Below are 21,817 nucleotides of genomic sequence, written 5' to 3'. Positions count from 1 at the left end.
GCCCGCCATGACCACTGCCACTCCCCTGCGCGAGGACGCACCGGCCGGGCCGCCGTCCGGACGTCCGGCCGCCCTCACCGCCCTCCTCGACAGCATGCGCACGAACATGCGCCAGTACGGCATGCTCGTCGCCCTGCTGTTCATCGTCGTCCTCTTCCAGATCTGGACCGGCGGCACGCTGCTCCTGCCCAACAACGTCTCCAACCTGATCCAGCAGAACGGCTACATCCTCATCCTGGCCATCGGCATGATGATCGTCATCATCGCCGGGCACATCGACCTCTCGGTCGGCTCGCTGGTCGCCTTCGTCGGCGCGATGTCCGCCGTCATGATGGTCAAACAGGACATGCCCTGGGTCCTCGCCCTGGCCCTGTCCCTGCTCATCGGGGCCGTCGCGGGCGCCTGGCAGGGCTTCTTCATCGCGTACGTCGGCATTCCGTCGTTCATCGTGACGCTCGCCGGAATGCTGCTGTTCCGGGGCCTGACCCAGATCGTCCTGGAGGGCCAGTCCCTGGCCCCGTTCCCCGAGGGCTTCCAGAACATCGCCAAGGGCTTCATTCCGGAGATGGGCCCGTACACCCAGTACCACAACCCGACCCTGGTCCTCGGCGCGCTGGCCCTCGTCGTGCTCCTGTACCGCGAAGTCCGCGACCGCAGGCGCGAGTCGGCGTACGCGCTGGAGGTCGTGCCGAAGAGCCTGTGGATCGCCAAGTGCGTCGCCATCGCCGCCGCCGTGATCGCGTTCACCCTCACGCTCGCCAGCTTCCACGGCGTCCCCGTCGTCATGCTGATCATGTGCGCGCTGCTCATCGGGCTGGGGTACGTGATGCGCAACGCGGTCATCGGACGTCACGTCTACGCGCTCGGCGGCAACAAGGCCGCGGCGAAGCTGTCCGGCGTCAAGGACAAGCGCGTCGTCTTCCTGGTCTTCGTGAACATGGGCGTCCTGGCCGCCCTCGCGGGCTGCGTCTACGCGGCACGCCTCAACGCGGGCACCCCGCAGGCCGGCCTGAACTTCGAACTCGAAGCCATCGCGGCCTCGTTCATCGGCGGCGCGTCGATGAGCGGCGGCGTCGGCACGGTCATGGGCGCCGTCATCGGCGGCCTGGTGCTGGGCGTCCTCAACAACGGCATGTCGCTGGTCGGCATCGGCACCGACTACCAGCAGGTCATCAAGGGCCTCGTCCTGCTCGCCGCGGTCGGCTTCGACATCTGGAACAAGCGCAAGGCGGGACGCTGACGGCCCGTCACCCCGTGTCCCGGGAGCGGAACGTGTGCGCGGACCGCAGAACTCCGGTACGCACCGGCAGGGGCGGAACACGTGCGCGGGCCGCAGACCTCCGGTGCGCACCGGCGCGGCAGGTGCGCCAACGTCACCTCACCGGGCACCCCTCCCGCGGCCTCGCGGGCGAAGCATGCCTCAGCGGGGCCTCCCGCGCGCGGGGAAGACCGGCCTTACTCCGCGCCTCGTCAGGACGTATGCTTCGCCTGCGTGCGCAGAGCCCAGGGTGCCGTCTGCCTCAGCGACGCCTCCCGGGCCCCCACCGCGCTGATCCGTTGCCTGTGTTGGGGGAGCACAGTGACATCACAGCACTCCGGCGCCGCCGCCGGAGGGGACGAGCGGGCCGCTGCCGGCGCCTTCGGGAAGGCCGTCGCCGCGTACGCGCGCGAGGACTTCGCCGCGGCCGTCGGCCATCTGCGCCTGCTCGACCGGGACGGACCGGTGCCCGCACACCGCGCGGCAGCGCACGCGGCCCTCCACGGGGCGCTCGCCGCCCGGGTCCGCGACTGGGGGCGTTGCTACGACTGGTACCTCGCCTCCCTGGCCCCCCACGACGCCCGGCTCACCCTCCAGGTCTCGGGTCCGTGCTCCGTCGCGGACTGCGGCAGCGTGGCCGCCTCCCGCTGCGGCCAGTGCGGCGGGGGCTGCTGCTTCGCCCACGGCGTGCGCCACGGCGACGGGGCGCACCGCTGCCTCCCCTGCCTGAACCTCGCGCTGACCAACCTGGCCCAGGCGGCCGTCCTCACCGCACGGACCGCGGAGGCCGTGCGCGTACTGCGGTCCTGGGCACGCCCCGGCGACCCGTCGGCGGCGAGCGAACTGCTGCGCGGCCTCGCGCCCGCCGACCGCGCCGAGACCGACTCACTCGTCAGCGCCTTCTTCCCGTACGGCACCCGCGCCGCGCCCCCGCCCCCCGCGCACCGCACCTCCCGCCAGCACGTGTGCACCCTCGCCCTCCACCGGGCCCTCACCCGCGGCGGCTACCCCGAGTGGGAGCGCGTCGGACGCCCCACCGCCCGTGACATCCAGGGCCACGCGTCCGCCCTGTACGGCCAGTCCTCCGCCGGTACGGCGCGCCGCCTCACCGCGGCAGGCAACCACCTGGGCGCGTGGCGGCACTGGTTCGCGATCTGGCGGACCCGGCCGTTCGACCTCGCGTCGGCCCACGGCCTCGGGGTCGCCGCGCTCCGTCTGCTGGCCTCCGGCGCCCCCCTCGACCGGGACGACCGCCTCGCGGCCACCCGGCAGAGCGTGACCTGCTGGGCCGCCGCACTGCACTCGCCCGCCTGTCGCGCCGCCATGCGGGAGGTGTGCGGGGAGGACTTCGAGGACGGCGTCTGGGCGACCGCCGTCGACGACCTGCGCAGCCGGATCACGCAGCTCTGCCGCGACCAGGACCGGGCCGGGGGAACCGCCCCCCACCGGTCGCTGGAGCTGAGGTGGCGGCTGGAGTGCGAGGCCGCGAGCCGCTGGGCCGGGCTTCCCGCGCGGGACGCGCCCGCTCCCGCCGCCCCGGGCTTCTTCTGCGGGCCGCTCTACCTGGACGAGGTCGGGGCACTCGGCGCGAACTGGAGCCGGCGCGTGCGGGAACTCCGGGACGCCATGCCTCGCACGCGGCCGGCCGGGCAGGGAGGTCTCGTGCCGGCGGAACTCTTCGGCCCGGACGCGGTGTTGGCGACCCTGCTGCGGGAGGGGCGCTGGCAGGAGGTGATCGACGCGGTCGAGGAGACCCGCCCGGACTGGCGGGTCCGAGCGGCGGCGGCGCGCAGCGGGACCCCGGCCGGGTCCGGCCGCTCGCGCCCGGACCGTACGGAAGCGGACGACGAGGCCGCCGCCCTGAGGTTCCTCGGCGCCGCCCATGCCCGGCGGGCCGGGGAGCACGCCCGCGGCAGACGGTGGTCGCAGGCGCTGGGCGACTTCGAGGAGGCGCTGCGGGCGGGTCAGGACGTGACCCGGTACGCCGACGAGATCTGCCGGGCCGCCGTGGGGGCCGGGACCACCGTGCGCGGGCAGGTCAAGGAAGGGCACGCGCAGGCGGGCTTCCTGGAGCGGGGGCTCCGGCTGGTCCCGGGCGACCGGGAGTTGATGCGCAACCTGACCGCCGTCTCCCTCCGTCTCGCCGAACAGGCCGAGAGGCGCGGCCAACGGGAGGAAGCGGAACGACGCTACCGGCGCGCCCGGGAGCTGTCCCCCGAGGACCCCCAGGCGAGAGCCGGCCTGGCCAGGACCGCACGAGCGCCCGGCGCCCCGCCCGCGCCCCCGGCCCCCGCGCCGCCCCCGCCGCCGTCCCGCCCGGCGACCGGCACGGCGACCGGCACGGCACCGGTGGGCGCGGGAGCGGGGGCACGGAACGTGCCGTCCGGGGTCGGCTCCGTGAAGTGGCTGATCGCCGAGGCCCTGCACCAGGAGGCCCTGGGCCTCGCCCGCGCGGGCCGCCGCGACAAGGCCCTGGCCGTGATGCGGGAGGCCGCGTCCCGACTGACCGGCCGCCCGGACGCGCGGTTCTCCGGGGAGTCCCCGGAAGTCGACGTGGCGCGCGGGCTGTGGCGTGAGCGGCGACCGTACCGGGCCTATGACGAGCCGAGCCTTCGCGCGCACGCGGAGACCCTGTGGCTGTCCCTCTCGTACCACCCGCTCGAAGAGAACACCGGCCTCCCCGACGTCCTGGCCAAGTGGGCGAGCGCGCTGCTGGCACGGAGCGCGTACGACGAGATCATCGCGCTGCGGGAACGCTGCACGGGTGCGGAGGGGGACCTGACGGAGTTCCACGAGGTCCTGGTGCACGCCTACCGGTTGCGCGCGATGCGGCGGCGCCGGGCGGGCGACCCGGCGGGGGCGGAGCGGGACTCCGAAGCCGCCCGGGCCGTCCAGGGGCGCGCCCGGCCGAGGAAGCAGGACACCCCCGAAGTCGACCCTCCCGAAGGCGTGTGATCCCGCGATGACAGCACAGCCGAACCCGCCCCGCGTCCCCCGCCCGTCCGACGAAGGCGGGCCCGCCGCCTTCGGCCCCACCCCGTACGACGTGCTCGGCCTCGCTCCGGGGGCCGACGCCGGGGCCGTCAGGGCGGCACGGCTGAAGGGGATGGCGGACCCGAAGCGGCGCGGCGACGTGTCACGCGCGGCCAACGCGCTCGCCAGGCCGAGCGGCCGGCTGAAGGCAGCCCTCCTCACCCCGCTGCTGGGTTCGCTGTCGGAGGAGGAGCTGACCTCCCTGGTCCTGGAGGCGGCCCGGCACCTGGTGGACGACCTGCCCCCGCTGATGCCGGAACCCGACCGGTTCGGCCCGTTCCCCAGGAGCGATTCGTGACCCCGCCCGCCTCCCCCTCGGAACACTCCTCCTCCCCGGAACACTCCTCGCCCCGGGGGCCCGAGTCCCCGGCACGGGCGCGGCCCACCGAACAGGACCGCCGCGTCCAGCAGTTGACCTTCCGCGCGCAGGCCCTCGAGAAGAAGCGCGCCGCGGTGGAACGCACGCTGCGCGACCTCCTCGAAGGTCTCCTGGAGGTCGACGACATCCTGGCCGACGCCGTACGGCGCACCACGGCGGACGAGGCGAACGGAGCGGACGGAACGGGCCGCCCGGGAGCGACGCAGGCCGGGCCCGGACTCCTGGAGGAGCAGCTCGGGGCCGCGCACCGGGTCCTGCGCCGGCGTCTCCTCGCCGCGGGGGTCGAGCCGATGGACCTGGTCGGGAGCAGGGCGGTGCCGAGCATCTCGCGCGTGGTGGCCAGGGAGCCCCGCGCGTCCGTGCCCGCCGACACGGTCCTGGAGGAACGGGTGACCGGCTTCTACGCGGACCGCGAGGTGCTGCGCGAGGCCCTCGTGGTGGTCGCCGTACCGGGCCGGGACCCCGAACCGGAACCCGATCCCGAGCCCACGGCCGAACCCGATGCCGCCCCGCCGACGGCCACCCCCGTACGGCCGCGGCGTCAGCCCCGTCGTCCCAGCCGCCGCAACCGCCGCAAGCGCCGCACCTGACCCCCACTCCCCCTTCTGGCTCCGTGGAAACGAAGGTACGCACCGTGCACAGAACCCTCGGCATCGACCTCGGCACCACCAACTCCGTGGTCGCCTGGATGAAGAACGGCGCCCCCGAAGTGCTCCCCGTCGCGAACGACCGCCTCAGCACGGCGTCCGCCGTCGGCGTCACGGAGGACGGCGGTCTGCTCGTGGGCCAGGAGGCCCTGCGCTGGCTGGACCGGGACCCGGGCAGGGTCGTCACCTCGGTGAAGCGCTTCATGGGCCGCACGTTCGGCGAGGCGGCGGTGCAGGAGGCGCTCGGCCGCATGGGCGAGGCGGCGGCCCGCTTCAGCGAGGGCGGCGACGGCGGCATCCTGATCCGCCTCGGCCCGCACCGGTACACCCCCGTCCAGATCTCCGCGATCATCCTGCGCCGGCTCAAGACGGACGTGGAGTCCCGCCTCGGCGTCGTCTTCGACCGCGCCGTGATCACCGCCCCCGCGTACTTCGGCGAACGCCAGCTCGCGGCCACCCGCGCCGCGGGCGAGCTGGCCGGACTCCACGTCGTACGCGTCCTGGTGGAGCCGACCTCGGCCGCGCTGGCCCACGGGCTGACCCGGCCCCAGGACGCGCCCCCGGCCACCTTCGTCGTGTACGACCTGGGCGGCGGCACCTTCGACGTGTCCGTCCTGAACACCGCGCCCGGCTACCTCGACGTCATGTCGCTGGGCGGGGACAACCTGCTCGGCGGCACGGACTTCGACGACCTGCTGGCCGCCCGCATCGAGGAGCGCTGGCGCAACGACAGGAACCCGCAGGACTACGTGCCCGCCCCCGCCGACGGCCACCGCCTCCGCCGGGCCGCCGAGCAGGCCAAGATCCGGCTCTCGCTCGCGCAGGCCACGGACGTCACCGTCTCCCCCCTGGGCGCGCACGGCGCGACCCTCGAACAGCGCGTGGACCGTCCCGTCCTGGAAGCCCTGATCGCGGCCCCGGTCGCCGCGACCATGGACCACACCGCCCGGGCCCTCGCGCGCATCGACCACCTTCCGCAGGACGTCGAACAGGTGCTGCTGGTGGGCGGTTCGAGCGCGATCCCCCTCGTACGGGAGAACCTCGCGGCGATGTTCGGCGAGGAACGGCTGCGTACCGACATCGACCCCATGCACTGCGTGGCCCTGGGCGCGGCGGTGCAGTCGGCCCTGCTGGAGGAGCTGACCTGCGCGGGCTGTCACGCGGTCAACCCGGTCGCGGCCGACGCCTGCGGCGGCTGCGCGGCCCCGCTGGTCGGCGTGCCGACGGTGGACTGCCCGGGCTGCCACGTCCCGGCCCCGTCCGGCAGCGCGGCCTGCCCCGTCTGCGCCGAGGACCTCTCCGCCCTCACGCCGCCCCCCGTGCGGGCCACGGTCGTCGAGTGCGCGCGGTGCGGCGAGGAGAACCCGGCGGCGGCGATGCTGTGCGCCCTCTGCGAGGAACCGCTCCCCGGCTTCGCGGGCCTGAAGTGCCCGAGCTGCGGAATGGTCAACTCCGCGGGCCTGAGCGCCTGCTCCCACTGCGACAGGGAGTTCGCGGTCTCCTCCCCGCTCGAAGTGACCGCCCTCCCCTTCGGCATCCAGCAGAAGGACGGCTCCCTGCGCGTCCTGGTCGAGGCGGGCGAGTCCTACCCCACCGACTGGCACGTCAAGGACTTCCAGCTCACCGGCCGCAAGGGCGACATGCTGGAGATCCTCCTGCGCGAGGGCGACCAACAGCCCGCCCACCTCAACGACCTCTGCGCCAGCCACACCCACGAGATCGAGGAGGACATCACCGGCACCCGTTCCCTGGTCATCAGGACCCGCCTCAACAGCGACCGCATCATCGACCTCGAATTCCGCATCGACAACGGCGACTGGCACGCGGTCGAACTCAACCGCAACCCCCTGACCAGCAAGTTCCGCAGCCGCGTCCTGAACGTCCACCGCGACTACGTCACCTACCTCGCCAACTGGCGGCACGAACTCGAACAAGCCGAACTGGCCCGGTTCGAGGAAACGGAACAGCGCCTGCGCGCCCTCCTCGCCGGGGGCAGCACCAGCGGCACCCTGGACCACCTCCTCGACGACGCCCGCCGCCGCCGCGAACAGCAGGACACGGTCCGCTGGGCCTGCGCCCTCTCCGCGCTCTACCCCCGCTACGTCCCGCACCTGATGTCCGCCGACGACCTCGAAACCATGCGCCGCGGCAACGCGGAGATCCGCGCCCTCCGCAAGGACGGCGACCTCCCGGGCGCGTGCGCCGTCGCCGAGGAGATCATCGCCCTCAAGGACCGCCTCGGCCACGACCTGTACCGCATCCTCTCCACCATCGCCTCCGCCTCCCAGGGCCGCCTCTCCTCGGCCCTGTCCCGCCGCGTCCTCGACGTCGCCGCCCAACTGAAGGAAGCGGCCTCCGCCAACGACCCGGCCACCCGCGACGCGGCCCTCTCCCGCATGACCGACCTCCACGGGGACGCCTTCCGCGAACTCCAGCAACAGGACACCCCGGACCGCCGGACGGTCCGCCCGGAGGGGGTCGGGGGCTGAGGAGGTCGTACCGGTGGTTTGCGCCCGCCCCACGCGCGCCAGGGATGGGGCATGGCATCCCACACGCCCACGGCCGGCCGTCGACGGTACGAACCCACGCTCTCCGCGGAGGTGCGCGACGCTCTCGCCGCCCACCGCCCCGTCGTCGCCCTCGAATCGACGATCATCGCGCACGGCCTGCCGCGCCCCCGCAACCTCCGGGTCGCCCTGGAACTGGAGGAACTCGTACGGTCCGCCGGGGCCGTCCCCGCCACTGTCGCCGTCCTGGACGGAAGCGCCCGCGTCGGCCTGACCGAGGGGGAGTTGAAGAGGGTCGCCGACGACCCGGAGATACGGAAGCTGGGCCACCGGGACCTGGCACCCGCGCTGGCGACGGGCGCGAGCGGAGCGACGACGGTGTCCGCCACGGCGTTCCTGGCCGTCCGGGCGGGGCTGCGGGTGTTCGCGACCGGGGGACTCGGCGGCGTACACCGGGAGTGGACCGAGACCCAGGACGAATCCGCGGACCTGCGGCTGCTCGCACGCACCGGCATCACCGTCGTCTGCGCCGGGGTCAAGTCGATCCTGGACGTTCCGGCCACGCTCCAGCGCCTGGAGACGCTCGGCGTGGGCGTGCTCGGCTACGGCACCACGCGCTTCCCCGGCTTCTACCTCGCGTCTTCGGGCGTGCCCGTCGACTGGACGGTGCACACCCCCGAGGACGTCGCGGAGGTGATGCGGGCCCGGGACGCGCTCGGCGGCCCGGAGTCGGCGCTGATCGTCGCCAACCCCGTCGCCGAAGCGGACCAGTTGGATCCGGAACTCCACGACCGGGTGCTGGCAGAGGCGCTCGAAGCGTGCCGGGAGCAGGACATCACGGGCCAGGCCGTCACCCCGTTCCTGCTCGACCACCTGATGCGGCGTACGGCGGGAGCATCCCTGGAGGCCAACCTGGCGGCGGTACGCGGAAACGTGGCACTGGCCGCCCGGATCGCGACAGCGGCGGCGGCGACGGGGTGACCGGAGGCGCGGGGAGCGAGGACGCGGGAAGCAGCGACCAGGTGACCGGAGGCGCGGGAAGCGGGGACGCAGGGAGCAGCGACCCGGTGACCGGAGGCGCGGGAAGCGGGGACGCAGGGAGCAGCGACCCGGTGACCGGGGGCGCGGGGAGCCGTGGCGCCGTGAAGGGTGACCGGGGGAAGTGTGCCCCGGGGAGCCGTGGTGGCGGCCTGCTCGTCATCGGGGACGTCGTCACGGATGTGGTCGTACGGCACGCGACGCCTCCCGCCCGGGGCACGGACACCGCGGCCCGCATCCGCACCCTGCCCGGCGGCGCCGGGGCGAACGTCGCCTGCTGGGCGGCGCGCTGGGGCTGCCGTGACGTGCGGCTGCTCGCACGCGTCGGCACCGATTCCGCCGCCTGGCATCTGGACGTCCTGCGCCGCGCCGGAGTGCGGGCGGAGCTCGTCGTCGACGAAGAGGCGCCGACCGCCACCGTGGTCGCCCTCGTCGGCGCCGACGCCGAGCGCACCTTCCTCACCGACAGCGGCGCGGCCCTGCGTCTGTCCTCCGCCGACTGGTCCCCCTCCCTCCTCGACGGCATCGGCCATCTGCACGTCTCCGGTTACCTCTTCTTCGCCCCGGCCAGCCGTGCCGCCGCCCTCCTCGCCCTGCGGGAGGCACGCCACCGGGGCATCCCGACGAGCGTGGACCCCGCTTCCGCCGGCTTCCTCGCCGAACTGGGAGCCGACCGCTTCCTGGCCGCCGTCGACGGCGTGGGCCTCCTCCTGCCCAACGCCGACGAGGCCCGCCTGCTGACCGGCCTGCCCGAACCTGCCGACGCGGCAGCCGCACTGAGCCGCCGCTTCCCTCTGGTCGCGGTCACCCTCGGCGTCCACGGCGTGCTCCTGGCCGTCTCCGGAGCGGTGAGCGCGCACGTCACGGCCGAACCGGTCCGCGCTCCGGTCGACTCGACGGGCGCGGGCGACGCCTTCACCGGCGGTTTCCTCGCCGCGCGCCTTGCCGGGGCGACCGCCGCGGAGGCGGCCGCGGCGGGCTGCCGTTCGGGCGCGGAAGCGGTCGCCGGGGTGGGCGCCCGTCCGCCGCGGCACCGCGATCCGTCCTGCTCCTCACCGCGTCCGCCCGAGTGAGTCCCTTCGTCCCGTCGGCCTGAACCCCTCTCCGTTCCACTCCGCTCCGTCGTGCCGGTGGAGCCGGGGTCCGCGCGCGCCCGAGGAGTCGGTGGGATTGACAGAGTCCCGCGAGGAAGCATAGAAAGCGCTTTCTGAAGCAGATTTCTCCGCCCTGAGGAGCCCTCCCCGTGCCAGCCCCCCGCACCGTTCTGCTCACCGGCGCCGCCGGTGGCCTCGGCACGTTGATGCGGGAGCTGCTGCCCGCCTACGGATACCGGCTGCGCCTGCTGGACCTGCGTCCCGTGGACGGTGCGCCGGACGCGGTCGTCGCCGATCTGGCGGACCGGGAGGCGCTGCGGGAGGCCGTCCGGGGGGTGGACGCGGTCGTCCACCTGGCGGGCATCTCCTTGGAAGCCCCCTTCGAGAAGGTCCTGCGCGCCAACATCGAGGGCACCTACCACCTGTACGAGGCGGCCCGCGAAGCCGGCGTCGGGCGGGTGGTGTTCGCGTCCAGCAACCACGCCGTGGGCTTCACCCCCCGCCCGGCGGCGGGCGGCGATCCGGTCCCCGTCACGGCGCCGCACCGGCCGGACACCTTCTACGGGCTGTCCAAGTGCTTCGGCGAGGACCTCGCACAGTTGTACTGGGACCTGCACGGCCTGGAAACCGTCTCCGTGCGCATCGGCTCCTGCTTCCCGGAGCCGACGTCGGTCCGGATGCTCTCGCTCTGGCTGAGCCCCGCCGACTGCGCCCGGCTGCTGCACGCGGCCCTCACCGCGGAGGACGTGGGCCACACGGTGGTGTACGGGTCCTCCGCCAACACCCGGCTCTGGTGGGACCTTTCGAGCGCGCGGGCGCTGGGCTACGTACCGCGGGACGACTCCGAGCCGTACGCCGCACGGCTCATCGCCGAGCACGGTGAGCTGTCGGACGACGACCCGTCGCAGACCCGCGTCGGAGGGCACTTCTGCGTCGAGCCGACCCTGTGGCCGCACTGAAGCGCCCGGCGTCCGGCGGGGGGCCTGCGCACCGCCGAACGCCGACGGGCGTACCGGGCACGTGCGGGGAGCGCGGTTCGGCGCTCGCCCGCGGGCGTCGGGTTCACTCCATGAGGAAGACCTGCTCCGTCGAGGCCCACCACTCCCCCTCCCGCGCCTCCGGCACCCGCTCCTGGCAGGGGTCGGTGAGCTTCCACCACTCCTGGGTGGCCGGGTCCTCGCCGATGGCCGCGAGGTCGGCGGCGAGGTCGTCGCCGTGGTACTCGAAGTAGCTGAAGAGCCGGTCGCCGAGCAGATGTATCGAGTAGTTGGCGATGTGCGCGGCGCGCAACCGGGCGAGCACCGGACCCGGCACCGCCGCGTGCAGCTCCTTGTACTCCGCGAGCTTCTCGGGCCTGACCCGAATGACCTGCGCGACCCGCTGCACGGGACCACCTCCTGCACGAGAACCAATGGGAGAAGCTGGGGATGAACCTATAGGAAGTCCCCGTCCGCGCAGAGGCCGGTGGTGCCTCGCACCTCACCGAGGTCAAGCCCGGTGCGGGCGTGAGCGACGGGGCTCCGGGGGTGCGGCGTGCGGCGCGACGGTGACCGTCGTCGGGGTGGTGTCCGGTGCCGGGACGCGGTCCCGGAAGGCGGTGAGCAGGTCCCGTACGGAGGCGGTCAGTTCGGCGCACTCCTGCGGGGTCAGGTGGAGCACCTCGTGGAAGGGGAGGGCGGCGGGGGCCGGCGGCGGGACCCCGTCGGACTCCCAGCGCAGGCGCCACGGTTTGGCGCGGCCGCCCGGGTGGGGGGCCTCCTCGATCAGGCCGTGCCGGGCGAGCTGGCGCAGGTGGAAGGAGCAGAGGCCGGAACTCTCGCCGAGGCGGGCGGCTGCCTGGGTGGAGGTCAGCGTGCCGGCCTCGGCGAGCAGGTCGAGAAGGGCGATGCGCAAGGGGTGTTCGGGGAGGGTCCTGGGCGCGCGCGGAAGCGGGGCCGCGCGGCGGAGCAGGTCGCGGGCGGCGGATTGCTGGATCTCGTCGGTCACTTTGCAAAGAGTGCTACTTTGCAAAGCGATCGGCAAGCTCACCGCGCGCAGTCGCGCGCCGCAGTGGTGGAGGGTGACGGAGATGGGGTTCGGCGAGATCGCGCCCGACCGTCGGGTACGGGTGCAGGGCGAGCCCGTGGCGTCGTATCCGAGGATCGCGCCGGAGGTGGAGCGGGGTGCGGTGCGCCGGATCACCGTGGTCGGGGAGGAGATCCTGCGGCGGCGGTGCCGGGAGGTCGTGGAGTTCGGGACGCCAGGGCTAGCGCGGCTGATCGACGACATGTTCGCCACGAACCAGGTGGCGGAGGGGGCGGGGCTCGCCGCGAACCAGATCGATGTGGACCTGCGGGTCTTCGTCTGGGACATGACGGACGACTGGGGAGTGCGCCACGTCGGGCACATCGTCAATCCGGTGCTGGACGAGGTCCCGGCGGACGAGCGGGAGTTGGTCGAGGAGACGGAGGGGTGCCTCTCGGTCCCCGGTCCCTACCGCACGGTGCCCCGGCTCGGCCGGGCCGTCGTGCGGGGGCGGGACAAGGAGGGTGAGCCGCTGGTGGTGGAGGGGCGGGGGTACTTCGCCCGGTGCCTCCAGCACGAGACGGACCATGTGAACGGCCGCCTCTATCTGGACCGGCTCGCCCGGCGGGAGCGGAAGAGCGCCCTGCGGGAGATGGAGGAGGCGAAGGAGGAGGCGTTCGCGCGGCGGGCCGCCAACGCGGCGAAGTGGGGGAAGTAGGCGACGTCCGGCGGGCGGCCGGTGATTCTCCGGGTCAGGCGCCCTGTACGGGGGTACCCGGCACGGCATGACAGACAGCCGTGACAATGAGCGTGAGAACGTGTCGGCCCCCCGGCCGGGCGACGAGCCGGTCCCGCGCTCCACCGATGAACCAGATCCACGCTCCGCCGACGAGGCGGACAGCCCCACTGACTTCGCCAAGCACTCCTGGTGGGCCGTGCTCAAGCGCACCGGCAAGGAGTTCCTGGACGACGAACTGGCGGACCGGGCGGCCTCGCTGACGTACTACGGCGTGCTCTCCGTCTTCCCGGCGATCCTGGTGCTGGTCTCGCTGCTCGGCGTGGTCGGCGAGTCCGCGACGAAGACCGTGCTCGACAACATCCAGAGCCTCGCGCCCGGCGCCGTGAAGGACATTCTCACGCAGGCGGTGCAGCAGCTTCAGAACAGCGGCGGCACCAGTGGCGTCGTCGCGATCGTGGGTCTGTTCGCGGCGCTGTGGTCCGCGTCGGGGTACGTCGGCGCGTTCATACGCACCTCGAACGCGATCTACGACATGCCGGAGGGGCGCCCGGTGTGGAAGGTGACCCCGCTGCGGGTGGGGCTGACGGTGGTGCTGATGGTGCTGCTGGCGACCAGTGCGGTGATCGTGGTCTTCACCGGTTCCCTGGCGCAGTGGGCCGGGGAGGCGATCGGGCTCGGCAGCGAGGCGGTCACCGTGTGGTCGATCGCCAAGTGGCCGGTGCTGCTGGTGCTCGTGGTGCTGATGATCGCCCTGCTGTTCTGGTCGGCGCCGAACGTGCGCGGGCGCGGGTTCCGCTGGGTCAGCCCGGGAAGCGTGCTGGCCGTGGTGCTGTGGCTGGCGACGTCCGGCGGCTTCGCGTTGTACGTCGCGAACTTCGGCTCGTACAACAAGACCTACGGAACCCTCGCAGGCGTGATCGTCTTCCTGATCTGGCTGTGGCTGTCGAACCTGGCGGTGCTGCTGGGGCTGGAGTTCGACGCGGAACTGGCCCGGCAGCGGGCCATCAGCGGCGGGCTGCCGGTCGAGGAGGAGCCGTACGTCGAGCCGCGTGACACCCGCAAGTGGCCGGCCCGGCTGCGCCGCAAGCAGAAGCAGAGGCAGACGGCACAGGGGTAGCTGTAGGCCCAGTCGCACCGGCTTCGGGGGTTTTGGCGGGTTGCGTTATCCAGGCATGGCCACCACCTGCCGTCCGTAGCTTCGGGGTGTCCGGGCCACCAGCGCCGATCCGGCGTCAGGCCGCTCCGCGCCGCAGGTACACCCCCCAGGTGAGCACCAGGCACAGCACGTAGTACGCGAGGAACGCCAGGTACGCCGCGTCCCCGGAGCCTTCCGTCAGGAAGGACTGCCGGAACGCGATGTTCACCAGCACCCCGCCCAGCGCGCCCACCGCGCCCGCGATGCCGATTACGGCACTCGCCCGGCGGCGGGAACGGTTCGAGGCCCCGGCCGGATCCGCTCCCGCCGCCGTCTCGCGTTCCGCCCGGGCGTGGAAGATGCCGGGGATCATCTTGTACGTCGACCCGTTGCCGAACCCGGAGAAGAGGAAGAGGGCGACGAAGCCGGTCAGGAACAGCGGCAGCGATCCGGCCCGGGACGCCACGAACACCAGCAGCGCGCCCGCCGCCATCGCCGTGAAGTTCCAGAAGGTGACCCGCGCTCCGCCCCAGCGATCGGCCATCGCCCCGCCGACGGGCCGGGCCAGCGAGCCGAGCAGCGGCCCGAGGAAGGTCAGGTACGCGGCGCTGACCGCCGTCGGGAAGTCGGCCGCGAACTGCACCAGCAGCACCTGCCCGAACGCGAAGCCGAAGCCGATGAAGGAGCCGAAGGTGCCGATGTAGAGCAGCGACATCACCCAGGTGTGCGGCTGCCGGGCGGCCTCGCGCAGGGCGCCCCGGTCGTTGCGCAGGGCGGGCAGGTTGTCCATGCGCAGGGCGGCGGCGACCGCCGCGAGCACGATCAGGGGTACGTAGAGGAGCGGTACGAGACGGGGGTGCCCGGCGCCCGCCGTGGCGAGCACCAGCAGGCCGAGGAGCTGGACGGCGGGCACGCCGAGGTTTCCGCCGCCCGCGTTGACGCCGAGCGCGCGGCCCTTGAGGTGCTGGGGGTAGAAGGCGTTGATGTTGGCCATCGAGGAGGCGAAGTTGCCGCCGCCGATGCCCGCGACGGCGGCCACGCACAGCAGGGTCGTGTAGGAGACGCCGGGTTCCAGGACGTACGCGGTGAGCAGGGTCGGGAGCAGCAGGGCCAGGGCGGTGACGACGGTCCAGTTGCGGCCGCCGAAGACCGCCACCGCGAAGGTGTACGGGATGCGCAGCGCCGCGCCGAAGAGGGTGGGGACGGCGGTCAGCACGAACTTTCCGGCCGGGTCGATGCCGTACTCGGGGCCGAGGAAGAGCACCAGCACCGACCACAGGCTCCACACCGAGAAGCCGATGTGCTCGGAGAGGACCGAGAAGATCAGGTTGCGGCGGGCGACCCCGGCGCCGGTGGCGGCCCAGAAGGCGGGGTCCTCCGGTTCCCACCGGTCGAGGGGAGGGCGGGTGGCGGTGGCCCGGGGCGGGCGGACGGTGGTCGTCATGGGGCGCGCCTAGTTTCCGTGGGTGGGCGGGGAGTCGGTGCGTACCGGCCAGACGGGGAGGGTGGCCGGGGTGCCGTCCGGGGTCGCGTCCTCGTCCAGGCAGACACCGGTGCGCAGGTCGAAGGCCTGCTTGTACATCGGGGAGAGGACGACCGGGACACCGTCGCGGCTGCCGAGGAGGCCGCGCGAGAGGACGTACGCACCGCTGAACGGGTCGCGGTTGCCGACGGCGTGGACGGCGCCGGCCCGGTCGCGGTAGAGGGCGATCTGTTCGCCGCCGACGAGGGCGGCGACTCCGCGCCCGGGGACGAGGGAGTCGTAGGGGACGACGGGGAACCACGCGTCCCCGACGGCCACTTCGACCATCGCCGAAGCGACGGGGGTGCTGGTCATGCGAGGGTCCTCACTTCCAGGGCGGGGCCGGCGACGAGGGTGTCGGCCGGGCGGATCTGCTCGCGCTCCGGTACGAAGCGGATGGTGGGGTCCGGGGTGCCGGGGGCGTTGACGAAGGAGACGAAGCGGGCGAGGCGGTCCGGGTCGTCGAGGGTGGCGCGCCACTCGTCCTCGTACGCGGAGACGTGGCGGCTCATCAGGTCGTCCAGGTCGGCGCAGATGCCGAGCGAGTCGTCGACGAGCACGGCCCGCAGGTGGTCGAGGCCGCCCTCCATCCGTTCGACCCAGGGGGCGGTGCGCTCCAGGCGGTCGGCGGTGCGGATGTAGAACATCAGGAAGCGGTCGATGGTGCGGATCAGGGTGGCGTGGTCGGCGTCGGTGAGGAGGAGGTCGGCGTGGCGCGGAGTCATGCCGCCGTTGCCGCCGACGTAGAGGTTCCAGCCGGAGGAGGTGGCGATGACGCCGAAGTCCTTGCTCTGGGCCTCGGCGCATTCGCGGGCGCAGCCGCTGACGGCGGACTTCAGCTTGTGGGGGGCGCGCAGGCCCCGGTAGCGGAGCTCCAGCTCGATGGCGAGGGCGACGGAGTCCTGGACGCCGTACCGGCACCAGGTCTGTCCGACGCAGGACTTGACCGTGCGCAGGGACTTCCCGTACGCGTGCCCCGATTCGAAGCCGGCGTCCACCAGCCGTCGCCAGATCAGCGGGAGCTGGTCGACGGACGCGCCGAACATGTCGATCCGCTGGCCGCCGGTGATCTTCGTGTAGAGGCCGAAGTCGCGGGCGATCTCGCCGATGGTGATGAGTCCGGCCGGGGTGACCTCGCCGCCGGGGATGCGGGGGACGACGGAGTAGGAGCCGTTGCGCTGGAGGTTGGCGAGGAAGTGGTCGTTGGTGTCCTGGAGGGCGGCCTGTTCGCCGTCCAGGATGTGGCCCGACACGCCGTCGCCGAGGGCGGGGCCGAGGGAGGCGAGGACGGAGCCGACGACCGGCTTGCAGATCTCGCAGCCTTCGGAGGAGCCGGACCCGGGAGTGCCGTGCTCCTCGATCAGGCGGGCGAAGGTGGTGATGCCCCGGACGCGTACGATCTCGTAGATCTCGGCCCGGGTGAGGTCGAAGTGCGCGCACAGGCCACGGCTCAACTCGACGCCCTGTGCCGCCAGTTCGTCGTTGACCAGGGTGGTGAGGAGCTTCACGCAGGAGCCGCAGCCGGTGCCCGCGCGGGTGCACTTCTTGACCGCCGGGACGTCCGCGCAGCCGGTGTCGGCGACCGCCGAGCGGATCGCGCCCTTGGTGACGTTGTGGCAGGAGCAGACGACGGCCTCGTCGGGCAGCGCGACCGGACCTGGCGCGGCGCCGATGGAGGCGGGGAGGACGAGCTGCTCGGGCGGGGCGGTGAGGGGGGCGCCGGACAGGGCGAGCGGGCGCAGGAGGTCGTACGACTCGGTGTCGCCGACCAGGACGCCGCCGAGGAGGGAGCCGTCGGCGCCGATGACGAGCTTCTTGTAGACGCCCTCGCGGCTGTTGGCGTACAGCACTTCCAGGGAGTCGGCGGTGGCGCCGTGCGCGTCGCCGAAGCTGGCGACGTCGACGCCCAGGAGCTTGAGCTTGGTGGAGAGGTCGGCGCCGGTGAACTCACCCTGCTGCCCAGTCAGTTGCGCGGCCACCGCTTCCGCCATCGCATAGCCCGGGGCGACCAGGCCGTACACCCGGCCGTCGACGGCGAGGGCGCATTCGCCGATGGCCCAGACCGCCGGGTCCTCGGTGCGGCAGTGCGCGTCGACGGTGATGCCGCCGCGTTCGCCGACGGGCAGGCCGCAGTCGCGGGCGAGCTGGTCCCGGGGGCGCACCCCGGCGGAGAAGACGACGAGGTCGGTGTCGACGCTCGCGCCGTCGGACAGCACCATGCCGGTGACGGTGCCGTCGGCGGCGGTCTCGACGCTCTGGGTGCCCGCGCCGGTGTGGACGGTGACGCCCAGCTCCTGGATCTTCTCCCGGAGTACGGCACCGCCGCCGTCGTCCACCTGGAGCGCCATCAGGCGCGGGGCGAACTCGACGACGTGCGTCTCCAGGCCCATCGCGCGCAGCGCGCCCGCCGCTTCCAGGCCGAGCAGCCCGCCGCCGACGACCGCGCCGACGCGGGCGTGCTCGGCGGCGGCGCGGATCGCCTCGAGGTCCTCGATGGTGCGGTAGACGAAGCAGCCGGGGGCGTCGTGGCCGGGAACCAGCGGCACGAAGGGGTAGGAGCCGGTGGCCAGCACCAGGGCGTCGTACGGGAAGACCTGCCCGGTGCGGGAGGTGACCGTGCGGGCCTCGCGGTCGACGTCCGCGGCGGGGTCGCCGAGGCGCAGGTCGATGCCGTGCTTGTCACCGAAATCCGGTTCCCAGAGCGACAGTTCGTCGGCGCTGGTGCCGGAGAACCACGAGGTGAGGTGGACCCGGTCGTACGCGGGGCGGGGCTCCTCGGCGAGGACGGTGATCCGCCAGGCGGGGGCGTGGCCGCCGCGCTCGGCGAAGGCTTCGAGGAAGCGCTGGCCGACCATGCCGTGGCCGACGAGGACGAGCTTCCGGGGCTGCGTGGGCTGCGTGTTCGTCACAGGGCGGCTCCTTCGGGGAGGGCGGGGAGGGCGGCGAGCAGGTCGAGGGGGCGCGGCGGCAGCGGCTCGCCCCTCTCGTAGGTGCGGGTGAGTTCGCCGATCGCGGCGAGGTCGCCGACGAGGATCGCGCCGACCAGGCGGTCCCCGCGCATGACGAGCTTCTTGTACGAGCCGTACCTGCCACGGGTGCCGTCGGCGAGGCGGAGGGCGTCGCCCGCGGTGTCCGTGACCTCGCCGAACGCGGCGATCTCCAGGGCGCCGGCGGTGAGGCGGGCGGACGCGTGCGCGCCGGTGTGGACGGCGTGCGGGTCGGCACCGGAGAGGCGGGCGGCGAGGACGTCGGCCTGGGCCCAGGCGGGTCCGGTGACGCCGTGGACGGCGCCCCGGTGTTCGGTGCAGTCGCCGATGGCGTACACGTCGGGGGCGGAGGTGGCGAGGGTGTCGTCGACGACGATGCCGCGCCGGACCTCGATGCCGGCGGCCCGGGCGAGGCCGGTGCGGGGGCGGACGCCGCAGGCCAGGACGACGAGGTCGCAGGTCAGGACGTGGCCGTTGGCGAGCTCGACGCCGGTGACGGAGGTGGTGCCGCGGAGGGCGCGGGCGCGGTTGTCGGTGTAGACGGTGGCGCCCATGGTTTCGAGGGCGTGGCGGACGGTGGCGGCGGCCTCGGCGTCGAGGTGGCGTTCCATCAGGTGGGGTGCCTGGTGGACGAGTTCGGTGGGGAGGCCGAGGGCGGTGAGGGCGCGGGCGGCGCTGACGCCGAGGATGCCGCCGCCGATGACGATGGTGCGGGGGGCGGCCTGGCGGCCGACGGGGTGGGGTGGGTTTGCCGTGCCCGCGCCCGTGGCCTCGGCGAGGCGGGTGCAGTCGGAGAGGGTGCGGAAGGGGTGGACGCCCGCTTTGAGGTCGGGGGTGCGGGGCTGGGGCGGGGCGGCGTGGGGGTGGTCCGGGGTCGGGGTCGCGTGGAGGTTGCGGAGGGGAGGGAGGACGGGGTTGGCGCCCGTGGCGAGGACGAGGGTGTCGTAGGCGCAGGTTTCCCCGGAAGCGGTGCGGAGGGTGTGGGACGCGGGGTCGACGGCGACGATCTCCGTGCCGGTGCGGACCGTCGCCCCGCCCGTGGGCAGGGTCAGGGCCCCCGGCGGGTAGCGGCCGTCGAGGACTCCGGCGAGGAGGGCCCGGTTGTAGGGGGCGTGGGGCTCGTGCCCGTACAGCGTGAGTTCGAGGGTGCCGGGCGGGGCCTGGGCCAGGGTCTGCTGGGCGAGGCGGGCGGCGGCCATTCCGGCACCGACGACCGCGACGCGGCGGGGGGCGGCGGTCACCGGGCCGCCTCCACGGAAGCGGTTCCGGCCGTGGTCGCCGCAGTGCCGATTCTGGCCGGGGGCGCCTTCTCCGCCCGTACCGCGCACACCTTGAACTCCGGCATCCGGGACTGCGGGTCCAGGGCGTCATGGGTGAGGGAGTTGGCGCGGCCCTCGCCGGGCCAGTGGAACGGCATGAAGACGGTGTCCGGCCGGATGGCCGCGGTGATCCGGGCCGGCGCGGTCGCCCGCCCCCGGCGGCTGGTGAGGGTCAGCCGCTCGCCCTCCGCCACCCCGAGCCGGGCCGCCAGCCGGGGGTGCAGCTCGACGAAGGCGCCGGGGGCGGCCCGGTTCAGCTCGGGCGTCCGGCGGGTCTGGGCACCGCTCTGGTACTGGGCGAGCACCCGCCCGGTGGTCAGGTACAGGGGGTACTCCGCGTCCGGCTCCTCCCCGGCGGGCCGGTGCGAGACGTCCGCGAACCGGGCCCGCCCGTCGGGGGTCGCGAACCGGTCCAGGAAGAGGCGCGGAGTCCCTGGATGCACCGCCCCGCCCGCCCCCGCCGGACCCTGCGCCCCGACCCCGCCCGCCCCCGCCGGGCACGGCCAGAACACTCCGTCCTCCGCCTCGATGCGCGCGTAGTCGATGCCCGAGTAGTCCGCCTGGCCGCCCGCCGACGCCGCGCGGAGTTCCGTGAAGACCTCCTCCGGGTCGGCCGGGAAACCCTTCTCGTGGCCCAGGCGGCCCGCGAGTCCGCGCAGGATGCGCAGATCGGTCCGGGCCCGCCCCGCCGGGGGGACGGCCGCCCTGCGCAGAATGACGCGGCCTTCGAGGTTGGTCATCGTGCCGGTCTCCTCGGCCCACTGGGCGGAGGGCAGGACCACGTCCGCGAGCGCCGCCGTCTCGGAGAGGACCACGTCGCACACGATCAGGGTGTCGAGGGCCTCGATCCGCGAGGTCACGTGCCGGGCGTTCGGCGCCGACACCACCGGGTTCGAGCCCATGAGGAGCAGGGTGCGCACGCCCCCCTCCGTGCCGAGGGAGTCCAGGAGCTCGTACGCGGAGACGCCCGGACCGGGCAGGTCCGCGGGGTCGACGCCCCACACCTCCGCCACGTGCGCCCGCGCCGCCGGGTCCGCTATGGACCGGTAGCCCGGCAGTTGGTCGGCCTTCTGCCCGTGCTCGCGCCCGCCCTGCCCGTTGCCCTGGCCGGTGAGGCATCCGTATCCGGAGAACGGGCGGCCCGCGCGGCCGGTGGCCAGGCACAGGTTGATCCACGCGCCCACCGTGTCGACGCCCTTGGACTGCTGTTCCGGCCCCCGCGCGGTGAGGACCATGCCGGATCCGGCGGCCGTGAACAGCTCGACCGCGCGCCGCATGTCGGCCACCGGCACCCCGGTGATCGCCTCCACGCGCTCCGGCCAGTGCGCCGTCGCCGCCGTACGCGCGGCCTCCCACCCGGTCGTACGGGAAGCGACGAAGTCCTCGTCGACGTGACCGCCCGCGACCACCAGGTGGAGCAGGCCGAGGGCGAGGGCCAGGTCGGTGCCGGGGGCGGGGGCCAGGTGGAGGTCGGCGAGGTCCGCGGTGCGGGTGCGGCGCGGATCGACGACGACCAACGTCCCGCCGTTGTCCCGCAGTTCGCGTACGTGACGGACGGCGGGCGGCATCGTGTCGGCGAGGTTGCTGCCGACGAGGACCAGGCAGCCGGTACGGGCGACGTCCGCGAGCGGGAAGGGCAGGCCGCGGTCCAGGCCGAAGGCGTTGCGGTGGGCGGCGGCTGCCGAGGACATGCAGAAGCGGCCGTTGTAGTCGATGTTGGCCGTCCGCAGGGCGACCCGGGCGAACTTGCCGAGCAGGTACGCCTTCTCGTTCGTCAGGCCGCCGCCGCCGAAGACGCCGACCGCGTTCCGTCCGTGCCGGGTGCCGGTCCGCGCCATGGCGGACGCCGCCCGGTCCAGGGCCTCGTCCCAGCCGGCCTCCCGCAGCGGGCCGTCCTTGGTGTCCCGTACGAGAGGAGCGGTGAGGCGGACGCCCGGGGCGAGGACGGCGGCTGCGCTGTGTCCCTTGCCGCACAGGGCGCCCCGGTTCACGGGGAAGTCGGGGCGCTCGACGATCTCCACGGGTGAGGGCCCCGATGCCGCCGCGCCGAGGCGCATGCCGCACTGGAGCGAGCAGTACGGGCAGTGGGTGTCGACGAGGGCCGTCGCGGTCCGGTTCATGGCCCCCACCGTGCCCGCGCGCCGTTACACCCCCG

17 protein-coding genes are annotated in these 21,817 nt (G+C 73.9%); 10 read left to right on the top strand and 7 right to left on the bottom strand.

Annotation, left to right across the window (positions count from 1 at the left end; all coding sequences use genetic code 11):
• The first annotated feature begins 7 nt into the window (after nucleotides 1-7).
• From mmsB to ACIP93_RS30490, 8 genes are all read left to right on the top strand, one after another.
• On the top strand, nucleotides 8-1,240 hold the full coding sequence (gene mmsB, locus ACIP93_RS30525; RefSeq protein WP_345227794.1) for a multiple monosaccharide ABC transporter permease: 1,233 nt from the start codon (nucleotides 8-10) through the stop codon (nucleotides 1,238-1,240).
• Nucleotides 1,241-1,579: 339 nt separating this feature from the next.
• Entirely contained in the window at nucleotides 1,580-4,213 is a 2,634-nt protein-coding gene (locus ACIP93_RS30520; protein WP_401763880.1) for a hypothetical protein, read from the top strand.
• Between the two features lie 7 nt (nucleotides 4,214-4,220).
• Nucleotides 4,221-4,589 carry a hypothetical protein gene (locus ACIP93_RS30515; protein WP_345227790.1) on the top strand — a complete coding sequence of 123 codons (369 nt, stop codon included), beginning with the start codon at nucleotides 4,221-4,223 and terminating at the stop codon, nucleotides 4,587-4,589.
• A complete protein-coding gene (gene grpE, locus ACIP93_RS30510; protein ID WP_401763877.1) occupies nucleotides 4,586-5,260 on the top strand; it encodes a nucleotide exchange factor GrpE in 675 nt (224 codons plus the stop codon). The genes ACIP93_RS30515 and grpE overlap by 4 nt, the downstream gene beginning before the upstream one ends.
• 44 nt (nucleotides 5,261-5,304) lie before the next feature.
• Nucleotides 5,305-7,806, top strand: coding sequence for an Hsp70 family protein (locus ACIP93_RS30505; RefSeq protein WP_401763875.1), 2,502 nt, complete (start codon nucleotides 5,305-5,307; stop codon nucleotides 7,804-7,806).
• 51 nt (nucleotides 7,807-7,857) lie between these two features.
• Nucleotides 7,858-8,805 carry a pseudouridine-5'-phosphate glycosidase gene (locus ACIP93_RS30500; RefSeq protein WP_401763872.1) on the top strand — a complete coding sequence of 316 codons (948 nt, stop codon included), beginning with the start codon at nucleotides 7,858-7,860 and terminating at the stop codon, nucleotides 8,803-8,805.
• 161 nt (nucleotides 8,806-8,966) lie between these two features.
• On the top strand, nucleotides 8,967-9,935 hold the full coding sequence (locus tag ACIP93_RS30495; RefSeq protein ID WP_401763869.1) for a carbohydrate kinase family protein: 969 nt from the start codon (nucleotides 8,967-8,969) through the stop codon (nucleotides 9,933-9,935).
• A 170-nt stretch (nucleotides 9,936-10,105) separates the two neighbouring features.
• Complete coding sequence (locus ACIP93_RS30490) at nucleotides 10,106-10,915, top strand: NAD-dependent epimerase/dehydratase family protein (RefSeq protein ID WP_401763866.1); 810 nt, start codon at nucleotides 10,106-10,108, stop codon at nucleotides 10,913-10,915.
• A 103-nt stretch (nucleotides 10,916-11,018) separates the two neighbouring features.
• Here the strand turns inward: ACIP93_RS30490 and ACIP93_RS30485 are convergent, their stop codons facing one another.
• The gene (locus tag ACIP93_RS30485) at nucleotides 11,019-11,342 is read right to left on the bottom strand and encodes an L-rhamnose mutarotase (protein WP_345227770.1); all 324 of its coding nucleotides are present in this window, start codon (nucleotides 11,340-11,342) and stop codon (nucleotides 11,019-11,021) included.
• A gap of 102 nt (nucleotides 11,343-11,444) precedes the next feature.
• A complete protein-coding gene (locus ACIP93_RS30480; RefSeq protein WP_401763863.1) occupies nucleotides 11,445-11,942 on the bottom strand; it encodes a winged helix-turn-helix domain-containing protein in 498 nt (165 codons plus the stop codon).
• A gap of 82 nt (nucleotides 11,943-12,024) precedes the next feature.
• Here ACIP93_RS30480 and def point away from each other — a divergent pair, with 82 nt between their 5' ends.
• Both def and ACIP93_RS30470 read left to right on the top strand, forming a co-directional pair.
• Nucleotides 12,025-12,678 carry a peptide deformylase gene (gene def, locus ACIP93_RS30475; RefSeq protein WP_401764101.1) on the top strand — a complete coding sequence of 218 codons (654 nt, stop codon included), beginning with the start codon at nucleotides 12,025-12,027 and terminating at the stop codon, nucleotides 12,676-12,678.
• 67 nt (nucleotides 12,679-12,745) lie between these two features.
• Nucleotides 12,746-13,816, top strand: coding sequence for a YihY/virulence factor BrkB family protein (locus ACIP93_RS30470; RefSeq protein ID WP_401763860.1), 1,071 nt, complete (start codon nucleotides 12,746-12,748; stop codon nucleotides 13,814-13,816).
• 115 nt (nucleotides 13,817-13,931) lie between these two features.
• Here the strand turns inward: ACIP93_RS30470 and ACIP93_RS30465 are convergent, their stop codons facing one another.
• Genes ACIP93_RS30465 through ACIP93_RS30445 form a run of 5 tightly spaced genes read right to left on the bottom strand, consistent with a single transcriptional unit; the run spans nucleotide 13,932 to nucleotide 21,782 of the window.
• Nucleotides 13,932-15,278: a nitrate/nitrite transporter gene (locus ACIP93_RS30465; RefSeq protein ID WP_345227765.1), complete on the bottom strand. Its 1,347-nt coding sequence runs from the start codon at nucleotides 15,276-15,278 to the stop codon at nucleotides 13,932-13,934.
• Between the two features lie 9 nt (nucleotides 15,279-15,287).
• A complete protein-coding gene (locus ACIP93_RS30460) occupies nucleotides 15,288-15,671 on the bottom strand; it encodes a nitrite reductase (NAD(P)H) small subunit (RefSeq protein WP_401763856.1) in 384 nt (127 codons plus the stop codon).
• Nucleotides 15,668-18,211: a nitrite reductase large subunit NirB gene (gene nirB, locus ACIP93_RS30455; RefSeq protein WP_401764098.1), complete on the bottom strand. Its 2,544-nt coding sequence runs from the start codon at nucleotides 18,209-18,211 to the stop codon at nucleotides 15,668-15,670. The genes ACIP93_RS30460 and nirB overlap by 4 nt, the downstream gene beginning before the upstream one ends.
• A 50-nt stretch (nucleotides 18,212-18,261) precedes the next feature.
• The gene (locus ACIP93_RS30450) at nucleotides 18,262-19,584 is read right to left on the bottom strand and encodes an NAD(P)/FAD-dependent oxidoreductase (protein WP_401763854.1); all 1,323 of its coding nucleotides are present in this window, start codon (nucleotides 19,582-19,584) and stop codon (nucleotides 18,262-18,264) included.
• The gene (locus tag ACIP93_RS30445) at nucleotides 19,581-21,782 is read right to left on the bottom strand and encodes a molybdopterin oxidoreductase family protein (RefSeq protein ID WP_401763851.1); all 2,202 of its coding nucleotides are present in this window, start codon (nucleotides 21,780-21,782) and stop codon (nucleotides 19,581-19,583) included. The genes ACIP93_RS30450 and ACIP93_RS30445 overlap by 4 nt, the downstream gene beginning before the upstream one ends.
• Between the last annotated feature and the right edge of the window lie 35 nt (nucleotides 21,783-21,817).

The sequence above is a fragment of the Streptomyces sp. NPDC088745 genome (assembly GCF_044751045.1).
Classification (GTDB): Bacteria; Actinomycetota; Actinomycetes; order Streptomycetales; family Streptomycetaceae; genus Streptomyces; species Streptomyces cremeus.
The sequence above is the reverse complement of the archived record's forward strand: the minus strand, read 5'-3'. Positions and strand labels throughout refer to the sequence as shown.